Below are 15,973 nucleotides of genomic sequence, written 5' to 3'. Positions count from 1 at the left end.
AGCGGATCGACGCAAATGCGCTTTCTCCGCACCGTCGGCATTTTCATATTGCATTGGCCACAGCGCGCTTTCACAAATGCAATATGCACGCGAAGGCGATGATGGAGGGAAACGCGGATCGGCGGACGGTCTTGCTGGGCTCGTTGAGCCTGGGTGGGATCGCGTTTTGTCCGGCGAAAGCCACGCTGGCGGGGCCCATGACCGCCTCTCCCTTGCCGCGCTGGGGGGATCAGGGCGATGGGCGGTTCGTCAACCCGATCATCCCGGCCGACTATTCCGACCTCGACGCGATCCGCGTCGGCGACACCTATTACGCGATCAGCTCGACGCTGCACACCAGCCCGGCGATGGTCATCCTGCGCTCCACCGACATGGTGAACTGGACGACGATCGGCCATGCCGTCTCCGATCTGGCGGAACTGGGCGAGGATTCGCTCACCTGGCGCAAGATGGCCGGGTATGGCCGCGGCATGTGGGCCGGGGCGATCCGCCATCATGCGGGACGCTTCTATATCTATTTCGCATCGCCGGTCAGCGGCCTCTACGTCACGACCAGCGAGCGGGCGGAGGGCCCCTGGACGCCGCCCCGCTCGCTGCTGCGCGAACAGGGGCATGACGACCCCTGCCCCTTCTGGGACACGGATGGCAGCGCCTGGTTGGCGATGACCCGGTTCGGCGCTGATCCGGTCACCGGCAAACATTATGTCATTACTCTCTACCGAATGAGCCCGGACGGAATGCATCTGGACGTGGCATCGGGCATTCCGATCCAGAACTCACAGGGCTCCGAAGCGAGCAAGCTCTACAGATTCGGCAAACTCTATTATCATTATTTCAGCGAGGTCCGGCCCGAGGGGCGGGTGCCGATGATGAAGCGTGCGACCAGCCTGCCGGGGCTGGCCGATGCGGTCGCGGTGCAGCTGGGCCATGTCGACGCGCCGGTCGACCGGGAACCGAACCAGGGCGCACTGCTTCAGGCGCCTGGCGGCGACTGGTGGTTCCTGACCCATCAGGGGCATGGCGACTGGGAGGGGCGCGCCATGTGCCTGCTGCCCGTGACCTGGCGGAACGGCTGGCCGATCATCGGACGACCGGGGCCAGACGGGATCGGCAACATGGTCTGGGACTCGCGCAAGCCCAACCCGTCGAAGCGGCCGCCGCTGCCCGATCTGTCGGATGATTTCTCCGGCGGGATCAAGCCGATCTGGGAGTGGAACCATGCCCCCCGGCATGATGCCTTCAGCCTGAAGGAACGCCCCGGCTGGCTGCGGCTCAAGGCCTTTCCGCCTGCGTTCAAGGGGCTGCGCGGGGTCGGCAATATGCTGAGCCAGCGATCGTGGCGGACGGCCGACAATCGCGCCGCCGTCCTGCTCGACCTGACCGGCATGGTCGATGGCCAGACAGCGGGTCTGTGCCATCTCTCGGCCGATGGCGCGTGGATCGGGGTGCGCCAACTGGCGGGCCGGAGGATATTGTGCTGTGCGCGGGGGGAGGTCGTGGAGGACGGCCCCGTGATCGCCACCCCGCTGATCCGTCTGGCGACACGTTGGGGCAATGACGGGCGCGCGATCTTCGAACATGACGACGGTCATGGCCGGTTCCAGCGCTTCGGCGGGACCTATGACCTGCAATGGCGCGACTATCGCGGCGATCGGGTCGGTCTGTTCACCTATCATGACAACGAGATGCGCGGCCATGTCGACGTCTCGGACTTCCGATACCGGATCGCATCGCAAAATGCCTGAAGCCGCTTCGGCACCCCTGCCGGACGATCGACCAGGACGTCATCAAGGAAGAGGATAAGACATGTTCGGAAACGCCCGCACCTGGTGGATGGTCGGCATGACGGCGGCAATGCTCTGCTCGGCTGTGCCTGCCCAGGCGCAAGTCTCCAAGCCGGCCAGCAATGCGCTGCCGGTGCTGGGGCCCAAGCCCTTCATCGCCTATTTCAAGCCCATGCCCATCATCCGCCCACTCAGCCGAAGCGTCTGGGGCGCGGCAGAGGTCGGCCCGCGCGACACCGGCAACGGGCTGGAAGACCCAGGCCTGACCAAGTGGAATTATTGGGACGGCCCCGTCCTGAAGGGGCCGGACGGGCGATACCGCATGTTCGCCAGCCGCTGGGACCAGGCGCTCGGTCATGGTGCCTGGCCCAAATCGCTGGCGGTGAGTGCGATCAGCAATTCGCTCTACGGCCCCTATAAGGATCGCGGTCTGCTATGGCCGACCGACCGGGATGGGCTGGGCCATAATGTCACCCCGCTCAAGCTGCCCGACGGCCGCTATGCCGTGATCGTCAGCGAGACACGGCCGGGTCAGGTGTTCGTGTCCAAATCGATCGACGGGCCCTGGACGCTGTTGGGCAAGATTACCGTCGACCAGAGCGATTACCGCTCCGTCTTCACCGCGACCGATACGCCCGACAACGGCCCGACGCCCAAGCCATGGGTCGCCTCGAACGTCAGTATCATTCCCCGGCCGGACGGCGGGTTCGAGATGGTGCAGCGCTCGGGCCAGATTCTCATCAGCCGATCGGGGATTCTCGGCCCCTACAAGGTCATGGGGAAGAGCGTCTTCCTCGGGCTGCCGGGACTGCCGCAGCATGATCTGGGTCGGCTGGAGGACCCGGTGCTGTGGCATAGCGGCGGCTGGTACCATATGCTCATCAATCATTGGGACGATCGCCGCGCCTATCACCTGATTTCGCGCGACGGCATCACGGGCTGGCGGTTCCAGGGGCTGGCCTATGAACCGGGCGCCGATTTCCTCCGCTATAGCGACGGCACGGTCAACCACTGGAACAAGCTGGAACGCCCGGCGGTGTATATGGAGAATGGCCATGTCAAGGCGCTGACATTCTCGGTCATCGACACCCCCAAAGAGGCGCAGACCGGCGGGAACGGCCATGGCAGCAAGGTGATCGTCGTCCCCTTCGACGGCGCGGCGATGGATCGCGATCTGGCCAAACTGCCGGGATGAGGCGGAACGCCGGGTGCGTTCTTACGCCGGGCCTGCGATCGTAGGGCCGTGAAAGGCAAGGGCGCACCCAACAGTTCGATCCTGACGCCCGGCGGATAATCCCGATCCGCTATGGGCTGGTTGTCGCGGCACGCGGCAGCAGGATGCGAAACTCGGACCGCTCCGCCGTACGGCGATAGCGCGCCTCGCCGCCATGCGCGCGCGCAATGCCTCGTACGACCGCCAGCCCCAGTCCGGAGCCGCCCGAGCGGCTCGCCCCGCGTGCGAACTGCCGAAAGGCGTCCTCCTCGAACCCGGTGGGAAGCCCCGGTCCGTCATCGGACACCGTGATCTCGGCCGTCCTGTCGGTGAATGCCACGGAAATCCGCAGGATGCAGGGATCAGCATGACGGCGGGCATTGTCGACCAGCGCGATCACCGCCTGTCGGATACGCGTCGGGTCCGCCCGCACCACCCCGGCGGTCAGGACCAGTTCCAGGCCGAACCCCGCAGGCTTCAGCATCAACGCCAGTGCCGGTTCCAGCTCGCGCAATTCGGCCGCCAGATCGACATCGCCCAGCATCAATTCCAGCCGCCCGCTATCCGCCAGGCTGACGCTTCGCAAATCCTCGACCAGCCGGGTCAGGCCCTCGACCTGTTTCATCAGCCCGTCGACCAGTTGCGCGTCCAGGGTGAAGACGCCATCCTTGGCCCCCTGAAGCCGCCCGCGCAATATGGTCAGCGGGGTACGCAGTTCATGTGCGATCTGCGCGTTCCACAGCTTCACATCGTCCGACATGCGTTGCAGCCGGTCGGCCATCGCGTTGAAATCGGCGATCAGCAGCGCCGCCTCGCCATGGGCGGCGCGGACCGGCGCGATCCGGGTGGTCAGGTCGCCCTCGGCGATCCGACGCGCCGCCTCGCCCACCGCGCCGAGCGGCTGCACGATCCGCCGGGCCAGCCGCACCGCGACCGCCAGCGCCAGCACCACCCCGATGACGCAGGCCGCCAGGGTGATGCCGACATCCAGTCCGGTGGTATCGGCCACCCCCGGCGGCAGCGGCGCGACGATGCGCAGCCGCTCCAGCACGGCATAGACGATGTAGAAGGCCGCCGTGCTGACCACGACCGCGACCAGCGCCAGCGTCGCCATCGCTACCGACAATTGCCGGGTGAGGCTGATCCGCTTCGTCATCCGCGCGACCATAGCCGGTATCCGACACCGCGCACGCCCTCGGGCATATCGGGAACCCCCGCCTGATCGAGCTTGCGGCGCAGCTTGCTGACATGGCTGTCGACCGTCCGGTCGAGCGCGTCCGATCCGGGCAGGCAGGCGTCGAGCAGTTCGCTGCGGCTGAAGACCCGGCTCGGCGTACGGGCCATATGCGCGAGAAGACGGAACTCCGTCAGGGTCAGCGCCACCTCGCCGCGTTCGGTGCGGACCATATGCGCGGTCGTGTCGATCTCGACCGGGCCGACCCGCAGCACGCCGTTCGCGCCCTCCCCGCCCGATCGGCGCAGCACCGCCTTGACCCGCGCGACCACCTCGACCGGGTTGAACGGCTTGACGACATAATCATCGGCCCCGATGCGCAGCGCCTGGAGCTTGTCGATGTCCTGGTCCAGCGCGGTGGTGACGACGACCGGCATATTGCCCCGCCGCCGCACTTCGGACAGCACGCCCCAGCCGTCGATAATCGGCATCGAGATATCGAGCAGCAGGATGTCGGGCTTCAACGCGAGATGCAGGTCGAGCGCGGTGCGCCCATCACCGGCATGGACGGTCCGGAACCCCTCACGCTCCAGATAGGCGCGAATGATCTCGGCGATATCGCGATCGTCCTCGGCGATCAGGACGAGCGGGTTCATGCGGCGGGTCCATTGAGCATGACCCTGTTCCTATCAGCGGCGCACCGCACGCCGCCAGCCCGCCTCCACAAAACCTCCACACAATCTCGACGCAGGCGCAACGACCCGCGCGGATAGGCGGCGGCATGATGGGTCGATCTCTCTCTTGCCGCACGCTCCCCGCCCTGCCGATCGTCATGGTGATGGCGGCCTCGCTCAGCGGTTGCTCCGCCGAAGCCCCCGCCGCCCCGGCGGACCCGGTCACGGTGCTGACCATGCGTGTCACACCGGCCGAGGTCACCGCCGCCGACGAACTGCCGGGCCGCGTCGTGGCGTTCCGCACCGCCGAGATCCGCCCGCAGGTCGGCGGCATCGTCCAGCGCCGCCTGTTCGAACAGGGCGCGGCGGTACGCGCCGGGCAGATGCTGTTCCAGATCAGCCCCGCCCCCTTCCGCGCCGATGCCGACACCGCGCAGGCGACCGTACAAAAGGCCAGCGCCGCCTATGCCCGCGCCCGCGCGCAGGCCGACCGGCTGAAGCCGCTGGTCGCCGCCGACGCGATCAGCCGCCAAAGCTATGACGACGCGGTCGCCGCGCGCGCGCAGGCGGCCGCCGAACTGGCCGAAGCGCGCGCCACTCTTCGCCGCCGCCGGATCGACCTGGGCTTTTCGCGCGTCACCGCGCCGATTGCCGGGCGGATCGGACCGGCCAATGTGACCGAGGGGGCGTTGGTGACGGCGGCGGATACCACGCCGATGGCGACGATCCAGCAGATCGACCGGGTCTATGTCGATGTCCGACAACCCGCCGAACGCTATGCCGAATTGCGCGCGCAGGGTGCAGGCGTCGGGCCGGTCGAAATCCTCACTGCGTCGGGGCGGAACCATCCGGTGCAGGGCCGCATCCTGTTTTCGGGGATCGCCGTCGATCCGGGTACGGGCGATGCGCTGGTGCGGGTCGAGGTGCCCAATCCCGGCGAGCGGCTGTTACCCGGCATGTTCGTCCGCGCCCGCCTGCCGCGGGCAAAGATGCCCGCCGCGCTGACCGTGCCGCAACAGGCCGTGACCCGCACGGGCGATGGCGCGCCGCAGGTCAGCGTCGTCGGCGGGCAGGACCGGGTGCATCTGCGCCGCGTCACGCTCGGCCCGCTGGTCGGTGGCCGCTATATCATCCAGTCGGGGCTGCGCGCTGGCGAAACCGTGATCGTCGAGGGGCAGGACCGCGTCCAGCCCGGCACCCCGGTCAATCAGCGCCCCTGGCGCGGCGGCGCGGCGAGCTGAGCCATGGCGCAATTCTTCATCAACCGCCCGATCTTCGCCTGGGTGATCGCCATCGCGATCGTCCTGATGGGCCTGATCGCCATCCCACAAATGCCCGTCGCCCGATTCCCCAGCGTCGCGCCGCCGACCGTCAGCATCTTCGCCACCTATCCCGGCGCCACGCCACAGACATTGAACGACAGCGTCGTCTCGCTGGTCCAGCGCGAGCTGTCGAGCGTGAAGAACCTGCTCTATTTCGAGAGTTCGGCCGATACCTCGGGCTCGGCGACGATCACTGCGACCTTCCGCCCCGGCACCGATCCCGAAATGGCGCAGGTCGACGTGCAGAACCGGCTGAAGACGATCGAGCCGCGTCTGCCGCAGGTGGTGCGCCAGACCGGCGTCACCGTCGAGTCCGCCTCGTCGGGCTTTCTGATGATCGTCAGCCTGTTGTCCGATGGGCGGCAGGACGAGGTCGAACTGTCCGATTACATGTCCCGCAACATCGTCGACGAACTGAAGCGCATCCCCGGCGTCGGGCGCGTCCAGAACTTCTCGGCCGAGCGGGCGATGCGCATCTGGGTCGATCCCGCCAAGCTGGCGGGCTATGGCCTGACCGCGACCGATGTGACGGCGGCAATCGCCGAGCAGAATGTCCAGATCGCCCCCGGCTCGCTTGGGGCCGAGCCGACCGCGGGCGGCCAGCGCGTGCTGGTCCCGCTGACCGCTGACGGCCAGCTCAAGACGCCCGAGGATTTCGCTGCGATCATCCTGAAGGCCAATACCGACGGGTCGAGCGTCACCCTCGACAAGGTCGCCCGGATCGAGCTGGGGCGACAGAGCTTCGGCAACGACACACGCGAGAATGGCAAGTTCGCCGCCTCGGTCGGCATCCAGCTCACCCCCGGCGCCAACGCCGTCGCCGCGTCAAAGGCCGTGCGTACGCGCATGGCCGAACTCGCGCATTCCCTGCCAGCGGGCATGAGCTGGTCCGCGCCGTTCGACACCGCGCCCTTCGTCCGCATCTCGATCGAGAAGGTGCTGCACACGCTGGCCGAGGCGATGCTGCTCGTCTTCCTCGTCATGTATCTGTTCCTGCAAAAGGTTCGCTACACGCTGATCCCCGCCATCGTCGCGCCGATCGCGCTGCTCGGCACGATCGCGGTCATGCTGGCGACCGGCTATTCGATCAACGTGCTGACCATGTTCGGCATGGTGCTGGCGATCGGGATCATCGTCGACGATGCGATCGTCGTCGTCGAGAATGTCGAGCGGCTGATGCATGAGGAGAAGCTCTCCCCCGCCGATGCCACGCGCAAGGCGATGCAGGAGATCACCCCCGCGATCATCGGCATCACGCTGGTCCTGTCGGCGGTGTTCATCCCCATGGCGCTGGCGGCCGGGTCGGTCGGCACCATTTATCGCCAATTCTCGATGGCGATGGCGGTATCGATCCTGTTCTCCGCCTTCCTCGCGCTCACCCTGACCCCGGCGCTGTGCGCCACGCTGCTCAAGCCGCTGGACGCGGAGCGGCCCAAGAACCGTTTCTTCACCTGGTTCGATCGCCAGTTCGACCGGGCGACGCGCGGCTATCAGGGCTGGGTCGCGACGCTCTTGAAGGCGAGCGGGCGGATGATGCTGGTCTTCGTCGCGATCGTCGGGATGCTGGCCATCGTCTTCGTCAACCTGCCGTCGTCCTTCATGCCGGAGGAGGATCAGGGCTATTTCATGACCAGCTTCCAGCTGCCCGCCGACGCCACCGCCGCCCGCACGCTGGCGGCAGTCAAGGCGCTCGAGAAGCATATGGCGACCCGGCCCGGCGTCGAGACGACGGAATCGATCCTGGGCTTCGGCTTCTCCGGCTCCGGCCCCAATGCCGCGATGGTCTATACGATGCTGAAGGACTGGAAGGACCGCGCTGGCACCAATGTCGCCAAGGAAGTCGCCGCCGCCGACGCCGCGATGGCCAGGGACGTGCATGAGGGGCTGGTGATGAACGTCATGCCGCCCGCGATCGACGAACTCGGCACCTCGTCGGGCTTCGCGCTGCGGCTGGAGGACCGGGCGGGCAAGGGCCGCCACGCGCTGTTCACCGCCCGCGACATGCTGGTCGCCTATGCGCAGCGCAGCCCCAAGCTGACCGGCGTCTATGCCGAGGGGCTGCCGTCCGGCACCAGCGTCCGGCTCGACATCGACCGGGCCAAGGCGCGCGCGCTGGGCGTGCTGTTCACCGCGATCAGCGACATGATCGGCACCGCGCTCGGCAGCAGTTACGTCAATGACTTCCCCAACAAGGGGCGGTTGCAACAGGTGATCGTGCAGGCCGAGCCTGCGCACCGCATGAACCTGGACGATGTGATGAAATTGCGCGTGAAGAACGCGGCCGGAGGCACGGTGGCGCTCGCCGAACTGGTCACGCCGGTATGGAGCAACAGCCCGCTCCAGCTGTCGACCTATAACGGCTATCCATCGGTCAGCATCACCGGCAGCGCCGCGCCCGGCGTGTCGAGCGGCGATGCGATGCGCGAGATGGAGCGGCTGGCCGCCGAACTGCCGCCCGGCTTCGGCATCGAATGGACCGGCCAGTCGCGACAGGAGCGCGAAGCGGGCGCGCAGGCGCCGATGCTGCTCGCCCTGTCGATGCTGGTCGTGTTCCTGGTGCTGGCCGCGCTCTATGAAAGCTGGTCGATCCCGATGGCGGTGATGCTGGTCGTGCCGCTGGGCCTGATCGGCGCGGTGTCGGCGGTGATGATCCGGGGCATGTCGAACGACATCTTCTTCAAGGTCGGCCTGATCACTATCATCGGCCTGAGCGCCAAGAATGCGATCCTGATCGTCGAATTCGCCAAGCAATATCGCGAGGCGGGAAGCAGCCTGATCGACGCCGCCATCGCCGCTGCAAGGGTACGCCTGCGCCCGATCGTGATGACCAGCCTGGCCTTCACGCTGGGCGTCGTGCCGCTGATGCTGGCGGGCGGGGCGAGCGCCGAGACGCAGCGTGCGATCGGGACCGGCGTGTTCGGGGGCATGATCACCGGCACCGTGCTGGCGCTGATCTTCGTGCCGACCTTCTTCGTGGTGGTCGTGGGCCTGGCCGAACGCTGGCGCGCCCGCCGGACCAAGGAGGCATGACGATGCGCTACCTGTCCCTCACCCTGTTGCTGGCGACCACCGCCTGTTCGATGACGCCCCGGCTGACGCTGCCGACCCCGCCGGTTGCCGAGGCGTACCCGCTGACGGGCGGCACCGAAGCCTTGCCCGAATGGCGCGGCATGTTCGGCGATCCCCGACTGCAGAGCCTGATCGCACTGTCGCTCGACGCCAATCGCGACCTGCGCATCGCTGCCCTGAATGCCGAGGCCGCCCGCGCGCAAGTGCGGGTGCAGCGTGCCCAGTCGCTGCCGGGCGTCAATGTCGATGCGGGCTATACCCGCCAGCGTCAGCCCGCCAGCGTCGCCGGGGCAGGCGTGGGCCTGACGCCGGGGAGCGAGGCGACCGGGTTCGAATTTGGCCAGTTCAGCGCCCAGGCCGCGCTAACCAGTTTCGAGGTCGACCTGTTCGGCCGCCTGCGCGCGATGAACGAGGCGGCCTTCCACCGCTGGCTTGCCTCGGTCGAGGCTCGGCGCGCGGTACGACTGGCGGTGATCGGCGCGGTTGCCGACGCCTATTGGAACGAGCGGCTGGCCGACGAGCAACTGGCGCTGACCCGCTCGACGCTGGCCGATTGGCGGGCATCGCGCGACATCACCCGGTTGCGTAGGCAAGCAGGCCAGGCGAGCGGCGCCGATCTGGCGCAGGCCGAGGGGCTGGTCCGGCAAGCGCAGGCCGATCTGGCACAGCGCGAGCGTGAACTGGCGCAGGCGACCAACGCGCTGACGCTGGCGGTCGGCGCGCCGCTGCCGGCCAACCTGTTGCCGCCTACCCCGCTGATGGACCAGCCGATCCGCACCGCGCTGGCGGCGGGGGTGCCCTCGGACCTGCTGGCCCGTCGCCCTGACATCGCCCAGGCCGAACAGGAATTGCGCGCCGCCAATGCCGATATCGGCGCGGCGCGCGCGGCCTTCTTCCCGCGCGTGTCGCTGACCGCCGCCTTCGGCTTCGCCAGCCTGGCACTCGACAGCCTGTTCCAGGGGGCGAACCGATCCTGGTCCTATGCGCCCGCGATCAGCCTGCCGATCTTTCGCGGCGGCGAGTTGCGCGGTAATCTCGACCTCGCCCGGTTGCGCAGCTCGACCGCCATCGCGACCTATGAAAAGGCGATCCAGACCGGTTTTCGCGAAGTCGCCGACGGGCTTGCCGCACAGCAAACCTATGGACGGCAGATGACCGAGCAGCGCGCCGTCGTCACCCAGGCCGAACAACGCGCCAAGCTGACCGACCTCGCCTATCGCGCCGGACAGACCAGCCGTCTGGAGTTGCTCGACGCCCAGCGCGCCACCTATGCCGCGCGCCAGACCGCGCTGATCGTCCGGCGCGACCAACTGACCGCCGCCGCCGCGCTCTACCGTGCGCTCGGCGGCGATACCGAAACCCAAGGAACGCCGCGATGAACCGCCGTGACCGCTATACCCTGCCGATGCGGCTGCTCCACTGGACGCGCGCCGCGCTGATCCTGGGCCTGATCGCGCTCGGCTGGACGATGACCGTGCTGCCCGACACCATGCCCGCCAAGTTCGAATGGCTGTATCCCGTCCACAAGGAATTCGGCGTGCTGGCCTTTCTGATCGGCACCCTCGCACTCGTCGTGCGTCGCCGTTCCGCCAGGCCCCGCCACCCGGCCGGGCTGGCGCGGTGGGAGGTCATGCTGTCGAGCATGGTGCAATATGCGATGCTGGCACTGGCGATCGTCGTGCCGCTGATGGGCTATGCCATGTCCAGTTCGTTCAGCCAGAGCGATGGGGTGCCGTTCTTCGTCACCGACCTGCCCGAACTGCTGCCCAAGAACGACCGCGCCTTCGCGCTGTTCGCGCTTGCGCACAAGGTGTTGGCCTATACCCTGCTGGCGCTGGTCGCGCTGCATGTCATGGGCGTGCTCAAGCACCGTTTCCTCGATCGTGGACGCGACAGTGACGTGCTGCCCAGGATGCTATGAGCCGGACCGTTTCGATGGAGCAAGTCCCGGCGGGCCTGGACCCCGGTCCTGGCTGGCAGTGGCGCTTCTGGTCGATCTTCGCCGGACAGTCATTGTCGATGATCGGGTCGGCCCTGACGCAGTTCGTGCTGATCTGGTGGATCACCGACACGACCGGCGATCTGGGCGCACTCGCGACCGCAGGCCTTGTCGCGCTGTTGCCACAGGCGCTGCTGGGGCCGATCGGGGGCACCTTCGCCGATCGCTATAGCCGCCGGATGCTGATGATCGTCGCCGATGGCGTCAGCGCCTTGTGCATCGTGATCCTGATCGCCCTGTTCCTCGGCGGCCATGTCGCGCTGTGGCATATCTATACCGCGATGTTCGTACGCAGCGCGGCGGCGGCGTTTCAGATGCCCGCGTCGGCGGCCAGCGTCGCCATGCTGGTGCCGCCCGCCTTCCTGTCGCGCGCGGCAGGCCTGGAGCAGACGTTGATGGGGATCGTCACCGTCGCCGCCGCCCCGCTCGGCGCACTGGCGATCGCGGTGATGCCGGTCGGCATGGCCCTGTGGATCGATGTCGCGACCGCCGTGCTGGGCATCGTGCCGCTGTTGATTTTCGCCGTCCCGCAACACCCGAAAGGCCCCGACCAGGCCAACGGTGTATGGGCCGAATTTCGTGAAGGCGTCGGCCTTGTCTGGCGCGATCCCCGGCTGCGGCGCATCTACGCGCTGCTGACCGCCGTCGTGCTGGTCATCATGCCGACCTTCACCCTGCTACCACTGCTCGTGAAGGATCATTTCGGGGGCGGCGCGCAACAGGTCGCGCTGCTCGAAAGCGTCGGCGGGGCTGGCATGATCCTGGGCGGGATGGTCGTCGCGGCGATCGTCCCCAGGCGGCTGGTATCCTGGGTGCTGTGGGGGTTCACCCTGTCCTGCGTGACGATGATGCTGACCGCGCTGGTGCCGCCCACGCTCTTCTGGCTGGCGGCGATCTTCTGGGCGCTGAGCGGCCTGGCCTTCATCCTGGGCGATGCGCCCTTCACCGCGCTGATCCAGTCGACGGTGCCCAACCAGATGCAGGGCCGGGTGCTGGCCCTGCTCGGCACGCTGATGGGACTGGCCGCCCCGATCGGCCTGCTGGCCGCCGCACCGCTTGGGCAATGGATCGGGGTGCGCTGGCTGTTCGTGCTGACCGGCGGCCTGGGCACGCTCGTCTGCCTGCTGGCATTCCTGTCCACCACGCTGCGCACCGCCGACTGACCCGCGCGGCTTGGCGGCGGCTGCCGGGTTCAGCTTGGATGTGCCTCGCTCTCGGCGATCGCCTCGCCGCTGTCTTCGGCGATGGGGGCCGCCTCGGTCTCGCTCAGACGCATCTGCTCATAGGCGACTTCCAGATCCTGCACGCCCGATCCGGTCGGCTGGATCGGCAGATCGCCAAAGCCCTGGGGTTCGGCGGGGGTATCGATGTCGTCGCGCATATCGCTCTCCTGATGGAGCCGCCTAAACGCACCGGCCGCCCGAATGGATCAACGGCATCCGGGCGGTTCGTCGCGATACGCAACGATGACGTGCCAACGCGACCGGCGGCGTACCGTCCGCACCCGCCACGCGCCGCCAGTCAGGTCGAGGAAGCGCGCCTGTATCCCGGCCGCATGTTGGGCGAAGTCGTAATAATCGACCCGGTGATGGGCCAGCACCAGCCGCCCGCCGGGCCGCAGCGTCTCCGCGACACTGGCGGCGATCCGCCTCATCGCCTGGGGCGACAGATAATAGAGGAGTTCGGCAATCACGATCGCGTCATAGGTGGGGCGCGGAAACCGGGCAGGCAGCGCCATCTGGATCGCCCGCCCGCGCGGCCAGGGCGCGATCGCCTCGGCCGTCAGTCGCGTACCCTCCGCCGTCCCTTCGACCGCATCGAGCCGAAGCGCACCCGGTGCGATGCTGCGGCTGTTCGATCCGTTGCCGCTGGCCAGTTCCAGGACACGCCCCCAAGGCCCCGGCCCCAGCGCATGCAGGATCGTGGCGCGCTTCACCGCTTCGTCGCGGCTGGTGAAGGTCCGCCATGGGTCCGCATCCGCCGCGAATTTCTGGGCGAAGGCGTCCAGCCCGATCGGCTTCATCGCCGCGCCTCGGCAAAACGCTCGACCGGATGCGCAAAGACATCGAGTTCGTGGCGCGCGATCGTGAAGCCCTCAGGGTCGTCCCTGATCGCCCCCAATTGCGTCCGATGCAGCCGGATCAGCGACCGCTTCGCCGCCACACCGCCGGGCATCACCACTTTATGGCAGCGCGGACCGGCCCGACGCTGCGGTGGCCAGACCTGATAGGTCAGGTGACGGGCCCGACCCCGGCCCGATCGCAGAGCCCTCGCCACCGCTTGGTGATCCGGATGCGCGTCGCTCGCCGCCGGGCCGACGAGCAGATCGACGACACCATAGGTCCGGAGCGTGCGGCGCAGCTGTCGGCGACATAGGTCCTGCCGCCCCGGCAGACCGCCATCCGGCAGCCCCAGAAACGTCACCCGGTCAGGCCGCACGCCAAGGCGGCCCAGCGCCTGCAGGCTTTCCCGCCGTCGCGCCGCGATCAGTCGTGCGCTGGGCCATTGTCGGCTGTTGGGGTGAGAGGCCGCGCCGTCGCTGACCACGATCACCCGAACGTCGCGCCCCTTCCCCCGCAGCGCACGGATCAGACCCGCCGTGCCGATGATCTCGTCATCCGGGTGCGGCGCGACGATGACCGCCCGGCGGACAGTCTTCAGGTCCAGCCTCACAGCATCGGGACCAGCAGGCGCTGCTGCACCGCCCGCCCGACACGAAGCCGCTGGGCATCAGGGGCGGGCTGGCGCAGATAGACCGACAGGTCGCCGAGCATCGCGGAGAGCGGATGCGTCAGGAACTGCCCGGCCAGGCCCACCGCCTCGCGCGCGATCACGATCGATCGTTCGGCTGCATCGGTCACGGCAAGCCGCGCGGCCGCCACCCGCGCCAGCCGCGCTTCGCCCTCTTCCTCGAACCACCGCGTCGCCGTGCGGCGCACGATCGCCGCACTCGCCTCGGCCAGCCCGAACAGCTCGGCGAGCCGCGCCGCCTGAAAGGGGTCGCCCGCACGGTCGGTTTCGATCAGGTGATCGCGGGTCCGGTCGAAAATCCCGGCTATGCCCCCGGCATGGACCGCGACGAAGCGCAGCGCACCGCCACTGAAAAACGGCTCGCGCGCATAGAGATCGGGCGTGCCGATCCGGTCTTCATCCTCGACCGGAGCGTGATCCCAGCGGACCTGATGCGTCTCGGAGCGCTGCATCCCGCTGACCCGCCACCAGTTGCGGTCGATCACCGGCACAACCCGCGCGAGGTCGAGCAGCAGCAACTGGGTGCCACCAGGCGCCTCCGCCGTAACCAGGGCATGGGTCAGCACGCCCGCCCCCGAGGCATAGCTCTTGCCACCGCGCAACCGATCGCCATCCAGCCGCAGCGGCTCACCCGGCAGCGCGGCATTCCAGACGCCCAGCGTCGCGCCCTCCCCCACGATGCGCGCCAGCCGATCGACCTGCCGGGCCGAGCCGTAGCGCTGCACGATCTGCACCGCATCGACATGCCCCTCGAGCAACCGGCCGAGCGGCAGATCGCGACGACCGACGTCGTAGAGCGGGGCCAGCAGCGCCAGATAGTCCGCCGCCGTCATGGGATCACCACCGGGTTCCGTCGCCCAGCCCGCCGCCGTGATCGCCGCCTTCAGACGGTCGGCCATGGTGTTCACGCCGCGATCTCGCACAATTCGCGTTCCAATCCTGTCAGAATGTCCTCCGCTTGGCCGAGCGACACCATGGCGCGGTAAGCGGGCGATGCTGGCACGACGCGCATCGCAAATGCCTCGGCATTGGGGCAGTCGCGCGCGACGCCCAATATATGGTCCGCCGTCAGACCGATGCGCTTGCCCAGCCTGACCCGCGCATCGACCCGGTCGATCATCGCATAGCTTCGCCGCGCCGCTGCCTGCGCCCGCCATTGCCAGGCGGCGCCGCGCGGATCGGCCATGGCCGGCGCCTCTCCCGCATCCAGCGCGCGCAACATACCAGCCAGCCCGCCCGCTATCCGCCCCTCGCGGCGCGACGATGTCTCCACCAGCATCGCCCCATCACGCCGGACGCGAAGCCCCGCCCGCGCCGCATCGTCGAGCAAGGTCGCATCCTCGCCCGAAGCCAGCGGCCGGAACCCGCCGATCCTGCGATAGGCGGACGCGCGCATCGCCATATTGGCCCCGCCGCTGAAATGATGGGTGTCGCGCGCTTCCCAGGGCACGGGGTCGAGCACCCGGCGATAGCGGTGCAGGCGATCATAATAACGCTCGATCCGCGACTGATCGGGGTCGGCTTCGGCATCGACACGCACGATGCGGCCTGCGACGATCTCCGCTTTCGCCAGCGCCCTGCATCCGGCCGCCACCCAATCGGGATGCGGGAGCGTGTCGGCGTCCGTCGTGAACAACACCCCTTCGCGACCGGCCAGCCGCTCCAGCCCCATCGCCATGGCCGCCCGTCTGGCAGCGCCCGCATTCGGCTCGGCATCGCCGCCGCCATGCGCGATGGTGACAGGAAATGGCAGCGTCACTGCGGCCTGATCCAGCAACGCCGCGCTGCCATCCTGACAATCGTCGAGATAGACGCACAGCTCCAGTCCGGTTGTCCCCGCCGTCAGCCCCGCCAGTGCCTGCAACAGCGCAGGCAACATCGCTTCCTCATTCCGGGCGGGCACGCACAGGATGACGGGCAGGGTGTCGAGCAGGTCCGTTCTCCCATGCACGGCGTGCTCAGTCCCCGCAGGGTCCGCGAGCCGCGA

The 15,973-nt window shown here is 68.2% G+C and carries 14 protein-coding genes; 7 read left to right on the top strand and 7 right to left on the bottom strand.

Annotated features, from left to right (window positions below):
* Positions 1 to 197 precede the first annotated feature (197 nt).
* Complete coding sequence (locus tag U1H82_RS17335; RefSeq protein WP_322966223.1) at positions 198 to 1,745, top strand: glycoside hydrolase family 43 protein; 1,548 nt, start codon at positions 198 to 200, stop codon at positions 1,743 to 1,745.
* Between the two features lie 61 nt (positions 1,746 to 1,806).
* Positions 1,807 to 2,979: a glycoside hydrolase family protein gene (locus U1H82_RS17330; protein ID WP_322966222.1), complete on the top strand. Its 1,173-nt coding sequence runs from the start codon at positions 1,807 to 1,809 to the stop codon at positions 2,977 to 2,979.
* A gap of 109 nt (positions 2,980 to 3,088) precedes the next feature.
* On the opposite strand, the gene U1H82_RS17325 is transcribed toward U1H82_RS17330, so the two are convergent.
* On the bottom strand, positions 3,089 to 4,153 hold the full coding sequence (locus U1H82_RS17325) for an ATP-binding protein (protein WP_322966221.1): 1,065 nt from the start codon (positions 4,151 to 4,153) through the stop codon (positions 3,089 to 3,091).
* Positions 4,150 to 4,827, bottom strand: coding sequence for a response regulator (locus U1H82_RS17320; protein ID WP_322966220.1), 678 nt, complete (start codon positions 4,825 to 4,827; stop codon positions 4,150 to 4,152). The genes U1H82_RS17325 and U1H82_RS17320 overlap by 4 nt, the downstream gene beginning before the upstream one ends.
* Positions 4,828 to 4,952: 125 nt before the next feature.
* Here U1H82_RS17320 and U1H82_RS17315 point away from each other — a divergent pair, with 125 nt between their 5' ends.
* The 5 genes from U1H82_RS17315 to U1H82_RS17295 are packed head-to-tail and all read left to right on the top strand — an operon-like array spanning position 4,953 to position 12,398.
* The gene (locus U1H82_RS17315; protein WP_322966219.1) at positions 4,953 to 6,086 is read left to right on the top strand and encodes an efflux RND transporter periplasmic adaptor subunit; all 1,134 of its coding nucleotides are present in this window, start codon (positions 4,953 to 4,955) and stop codon (positions 6,084 to 6,086) included.
* Positions 6,087 to 6,089: 3 nt separating this feature from the next.
* Positions 6,090 to 9,197 (top strand): multidrug efflux RND transporter permease subunit, encoded by a 3,108-nt coding sequence (locus tag U1H82_RS17310; protein ID WP_322966218.1) that lies wholly within the window; start codon positions 6,090 to 6,092, stop codon positions 9,195 to 9,197.
* 2 nt (positions 9,198 to 9,199) lie between these two features.
* Complete coding sequence (locus U1H82_RS17305) at positions 9,200 to 10,615, top strand: efflux transporter outer membrane subunit (RefSeq protein WP_322966217.1); 1,416 nt, start codon at positions 9,200 to 9,202, stop codon at positions 10,613 to 10,615.
* Positions 10,612 to 11,157, top strand: coding sequence for a cytochrome b (locus U1H82_RS17300; protein ID WP_322966216.1), 546 nt, complete (start codon positions 10,612 to 10,614; stop codon positions 11,155 to 11,157). The genes U1H82_RS17305 and U1H82_RS17300 overlap by 4 nt, the downstream gene beginning before the upstream one ends.
* The gene (locus tag U1H82_RS17295; RefSeq protein ID WP_322966215.1) at positions 11,154 to 12,398 is read left to right on the top strand and encodes an MFS transporter; all 1,245 of its coding nucleotides are present in this window, start codon (positions 11,154 to 11,156) and stop codon (positions 12,396 to 12,398) included. The genes U1H82_RS17300 and U1H82_RS17295 overlap by 4 nt, the downstream gene beginning before the upstream one ends.
* Before the next feature lie 29 nt (positions 12,399 to 12,427).
* Here U1H82_RS17295 and U1H82_RS17290 read toward each other — a convergent pair whose 3' ends face one another.
* From U1H82_RS17290 to U1H82_RS17270, 5 genes are read right to left on the bottom strand one after another with little or no spacing between them, the layout of a single operon-like run.
* Positions 12,428 to 12,616: a hypothetical protein gene (locus U1H82_RS17290; protein ID WP_322966214.1), complete on the bottom strand. Its 189-nt coding sequence runs from the start codon at positions 12,614 to 12,616 to the stop codon at positions 12,428 to 12,430.
* Positions 12,617 to 12,664: 48 nt separating this feature from the next.
* Entirely contained in the window at positions 12,665 to 13,258 is a 594-nt protein-coding gene (locus U1H82_RS17285; protein WP_322966213.1) for a class I SAM-dependent methyltransferase, read from the bottom strand.
* Complete coding sequence (locus tag U1H82_RS17280) at positions 13,255 to 13,908, bottom strand: PIG-L deacetylase family protein (protein ID WP_322966212.1); 654 nt, start codon at positions 13,906 to 13,908, stop codon at positions 13,255 to 13,257. Before U1H82_RS17280 ends, U1H82_RS17285 begins: the two co-directional genes overlap by 4 nt.
* Positions 13,905 to 14,885, bottom strand: a complete 981-nt coding sequence (locus tag U1H82_RS17275; RefSeq protein WP_322966211.1) for an acyl-CoA dehydrogenase family protein — start codon at positions 14,883 to 14,885, stop codon at positions 13,905 to 13,907. The genes U1H82_RS17280 and U1H82_RS17275 overlap by 4 nt, the downstream gene beginning before the upstream one ends.
* A gap of 5 nt (positions 14,886 to 14,890) precedes the next feature.
* A complete protein-coding gene (locus U1H82_RS17270; protein WP_322966210.1) occupies positions 14,891 to 15,937 on the bottom strand; it encodes a glycosyltransferase family 2 protein in 1,047 nt (348 codons plus the stop codon).
* Positions 15,938 to 15,973: the final 36 nt, after the last annotated feature.

Source organism: Sphingomonas fuzhouensis (genome assembly GCF_034659795.1).
Lineage (GTDB): Bacteria > Pseudomonadota > Alphaproteobacteria > Sphingomonadales > Sphingomonadaceae > Sphingomonas > Sphingomonas fuzhouensis.
This window is presented reverse-complemented; position numbering and strand designations above follow the sequence as displayed.

Excerpts from the sequence above, each read along its gene's own strand:
- U1H82_RS17310 (WP_322966218.1), top strand. The coding sequence starts at position 6,090 with ATGGCGCAATTCTTCATCAACCGCCCGATCTTCGCCTGGGTGATCGCC.
- U1H82_RS17275 (WP_322966211.1), bottom strand. The coding sequence starts at position 14,885 with ATGGCCGACCGTCTGAAGGCGGCGATCACGGCGGCGGGCTGGGCGACG.
- U1H82_RS17285 (WP_322966213.1), bottom strand. The coding sequence starts at position 13,258 with ATGAAGCCGATCGGGCTGGACGCCTTCGCCCAGAAATTCGCGGCGGAT.
- U1H82_RS17300 (WP_322966216.1), top strand. The coding sequence starts at position 10,612 with ATGAACCGCCGTGACCGCTATACCCTGCCGATGCGGCTGCTCCACTGG.
- U1H82_RS17330 (WP_322966222.1), top strand. The coding sequence starts at position 1,807 with ATGTTCGGAAACGCCCGCACCTGGTGGATGGTCGGCATGACGGCGGCA.
- U1H82_RS17325 (WP_322966221.1), bottom strand. The coding sequence starts at position 4,153 with ATGACGAAGCGGATCAGCCTCACCCGGCAATTGTCGGTAGCGATGGCG.
- U1H82_RS17315 (WP_322966219.1), top strand. The coding sequence starts at position 4,953 with ATGATGGGTCGATCTCTCTCTTGCCGCACGCTCCCCGCCCTGCCGATC.
- U1H82_RS17295 (WP_322966215.1), top strand. The coding sequence starts at position 11,154 with ATGAGCCGGACCGTTTCGATGGAGCAAGTCCCGGCGGGCCTGGACCCC.
- U1H82_RS17320 (WP_322966220.1), bottom strand. The coding sequence starts at position 4,827 with ATGAACCCGCTCGTCCTGATCGCCGAGGACGATCGCGATATCGCCGAG.
- U1H82_RS17335 (WP_322966223.1), top strand. The coding sequence starts at position 198 with ATGACCGCCTCTCCCTTGCCGCGCTGGGGGGATCAGGGCGATGGGCGG.
- U1H82_RS17305 (WP_322966217.1), top strand. The coding sequence starts at position 9,200 with ATGCGCTACCTGTCCCTCACCCTGTTGCTGGCGACCACCGCCTGTTCG.
- U1H82_RS17290 (WP_322966214.1), bottom strand. The coding sequence starts at position 12,616 with ATGCGCGACGACATCGATACCCCCGCCGAACCCCAGGGCTTTGGCGAT.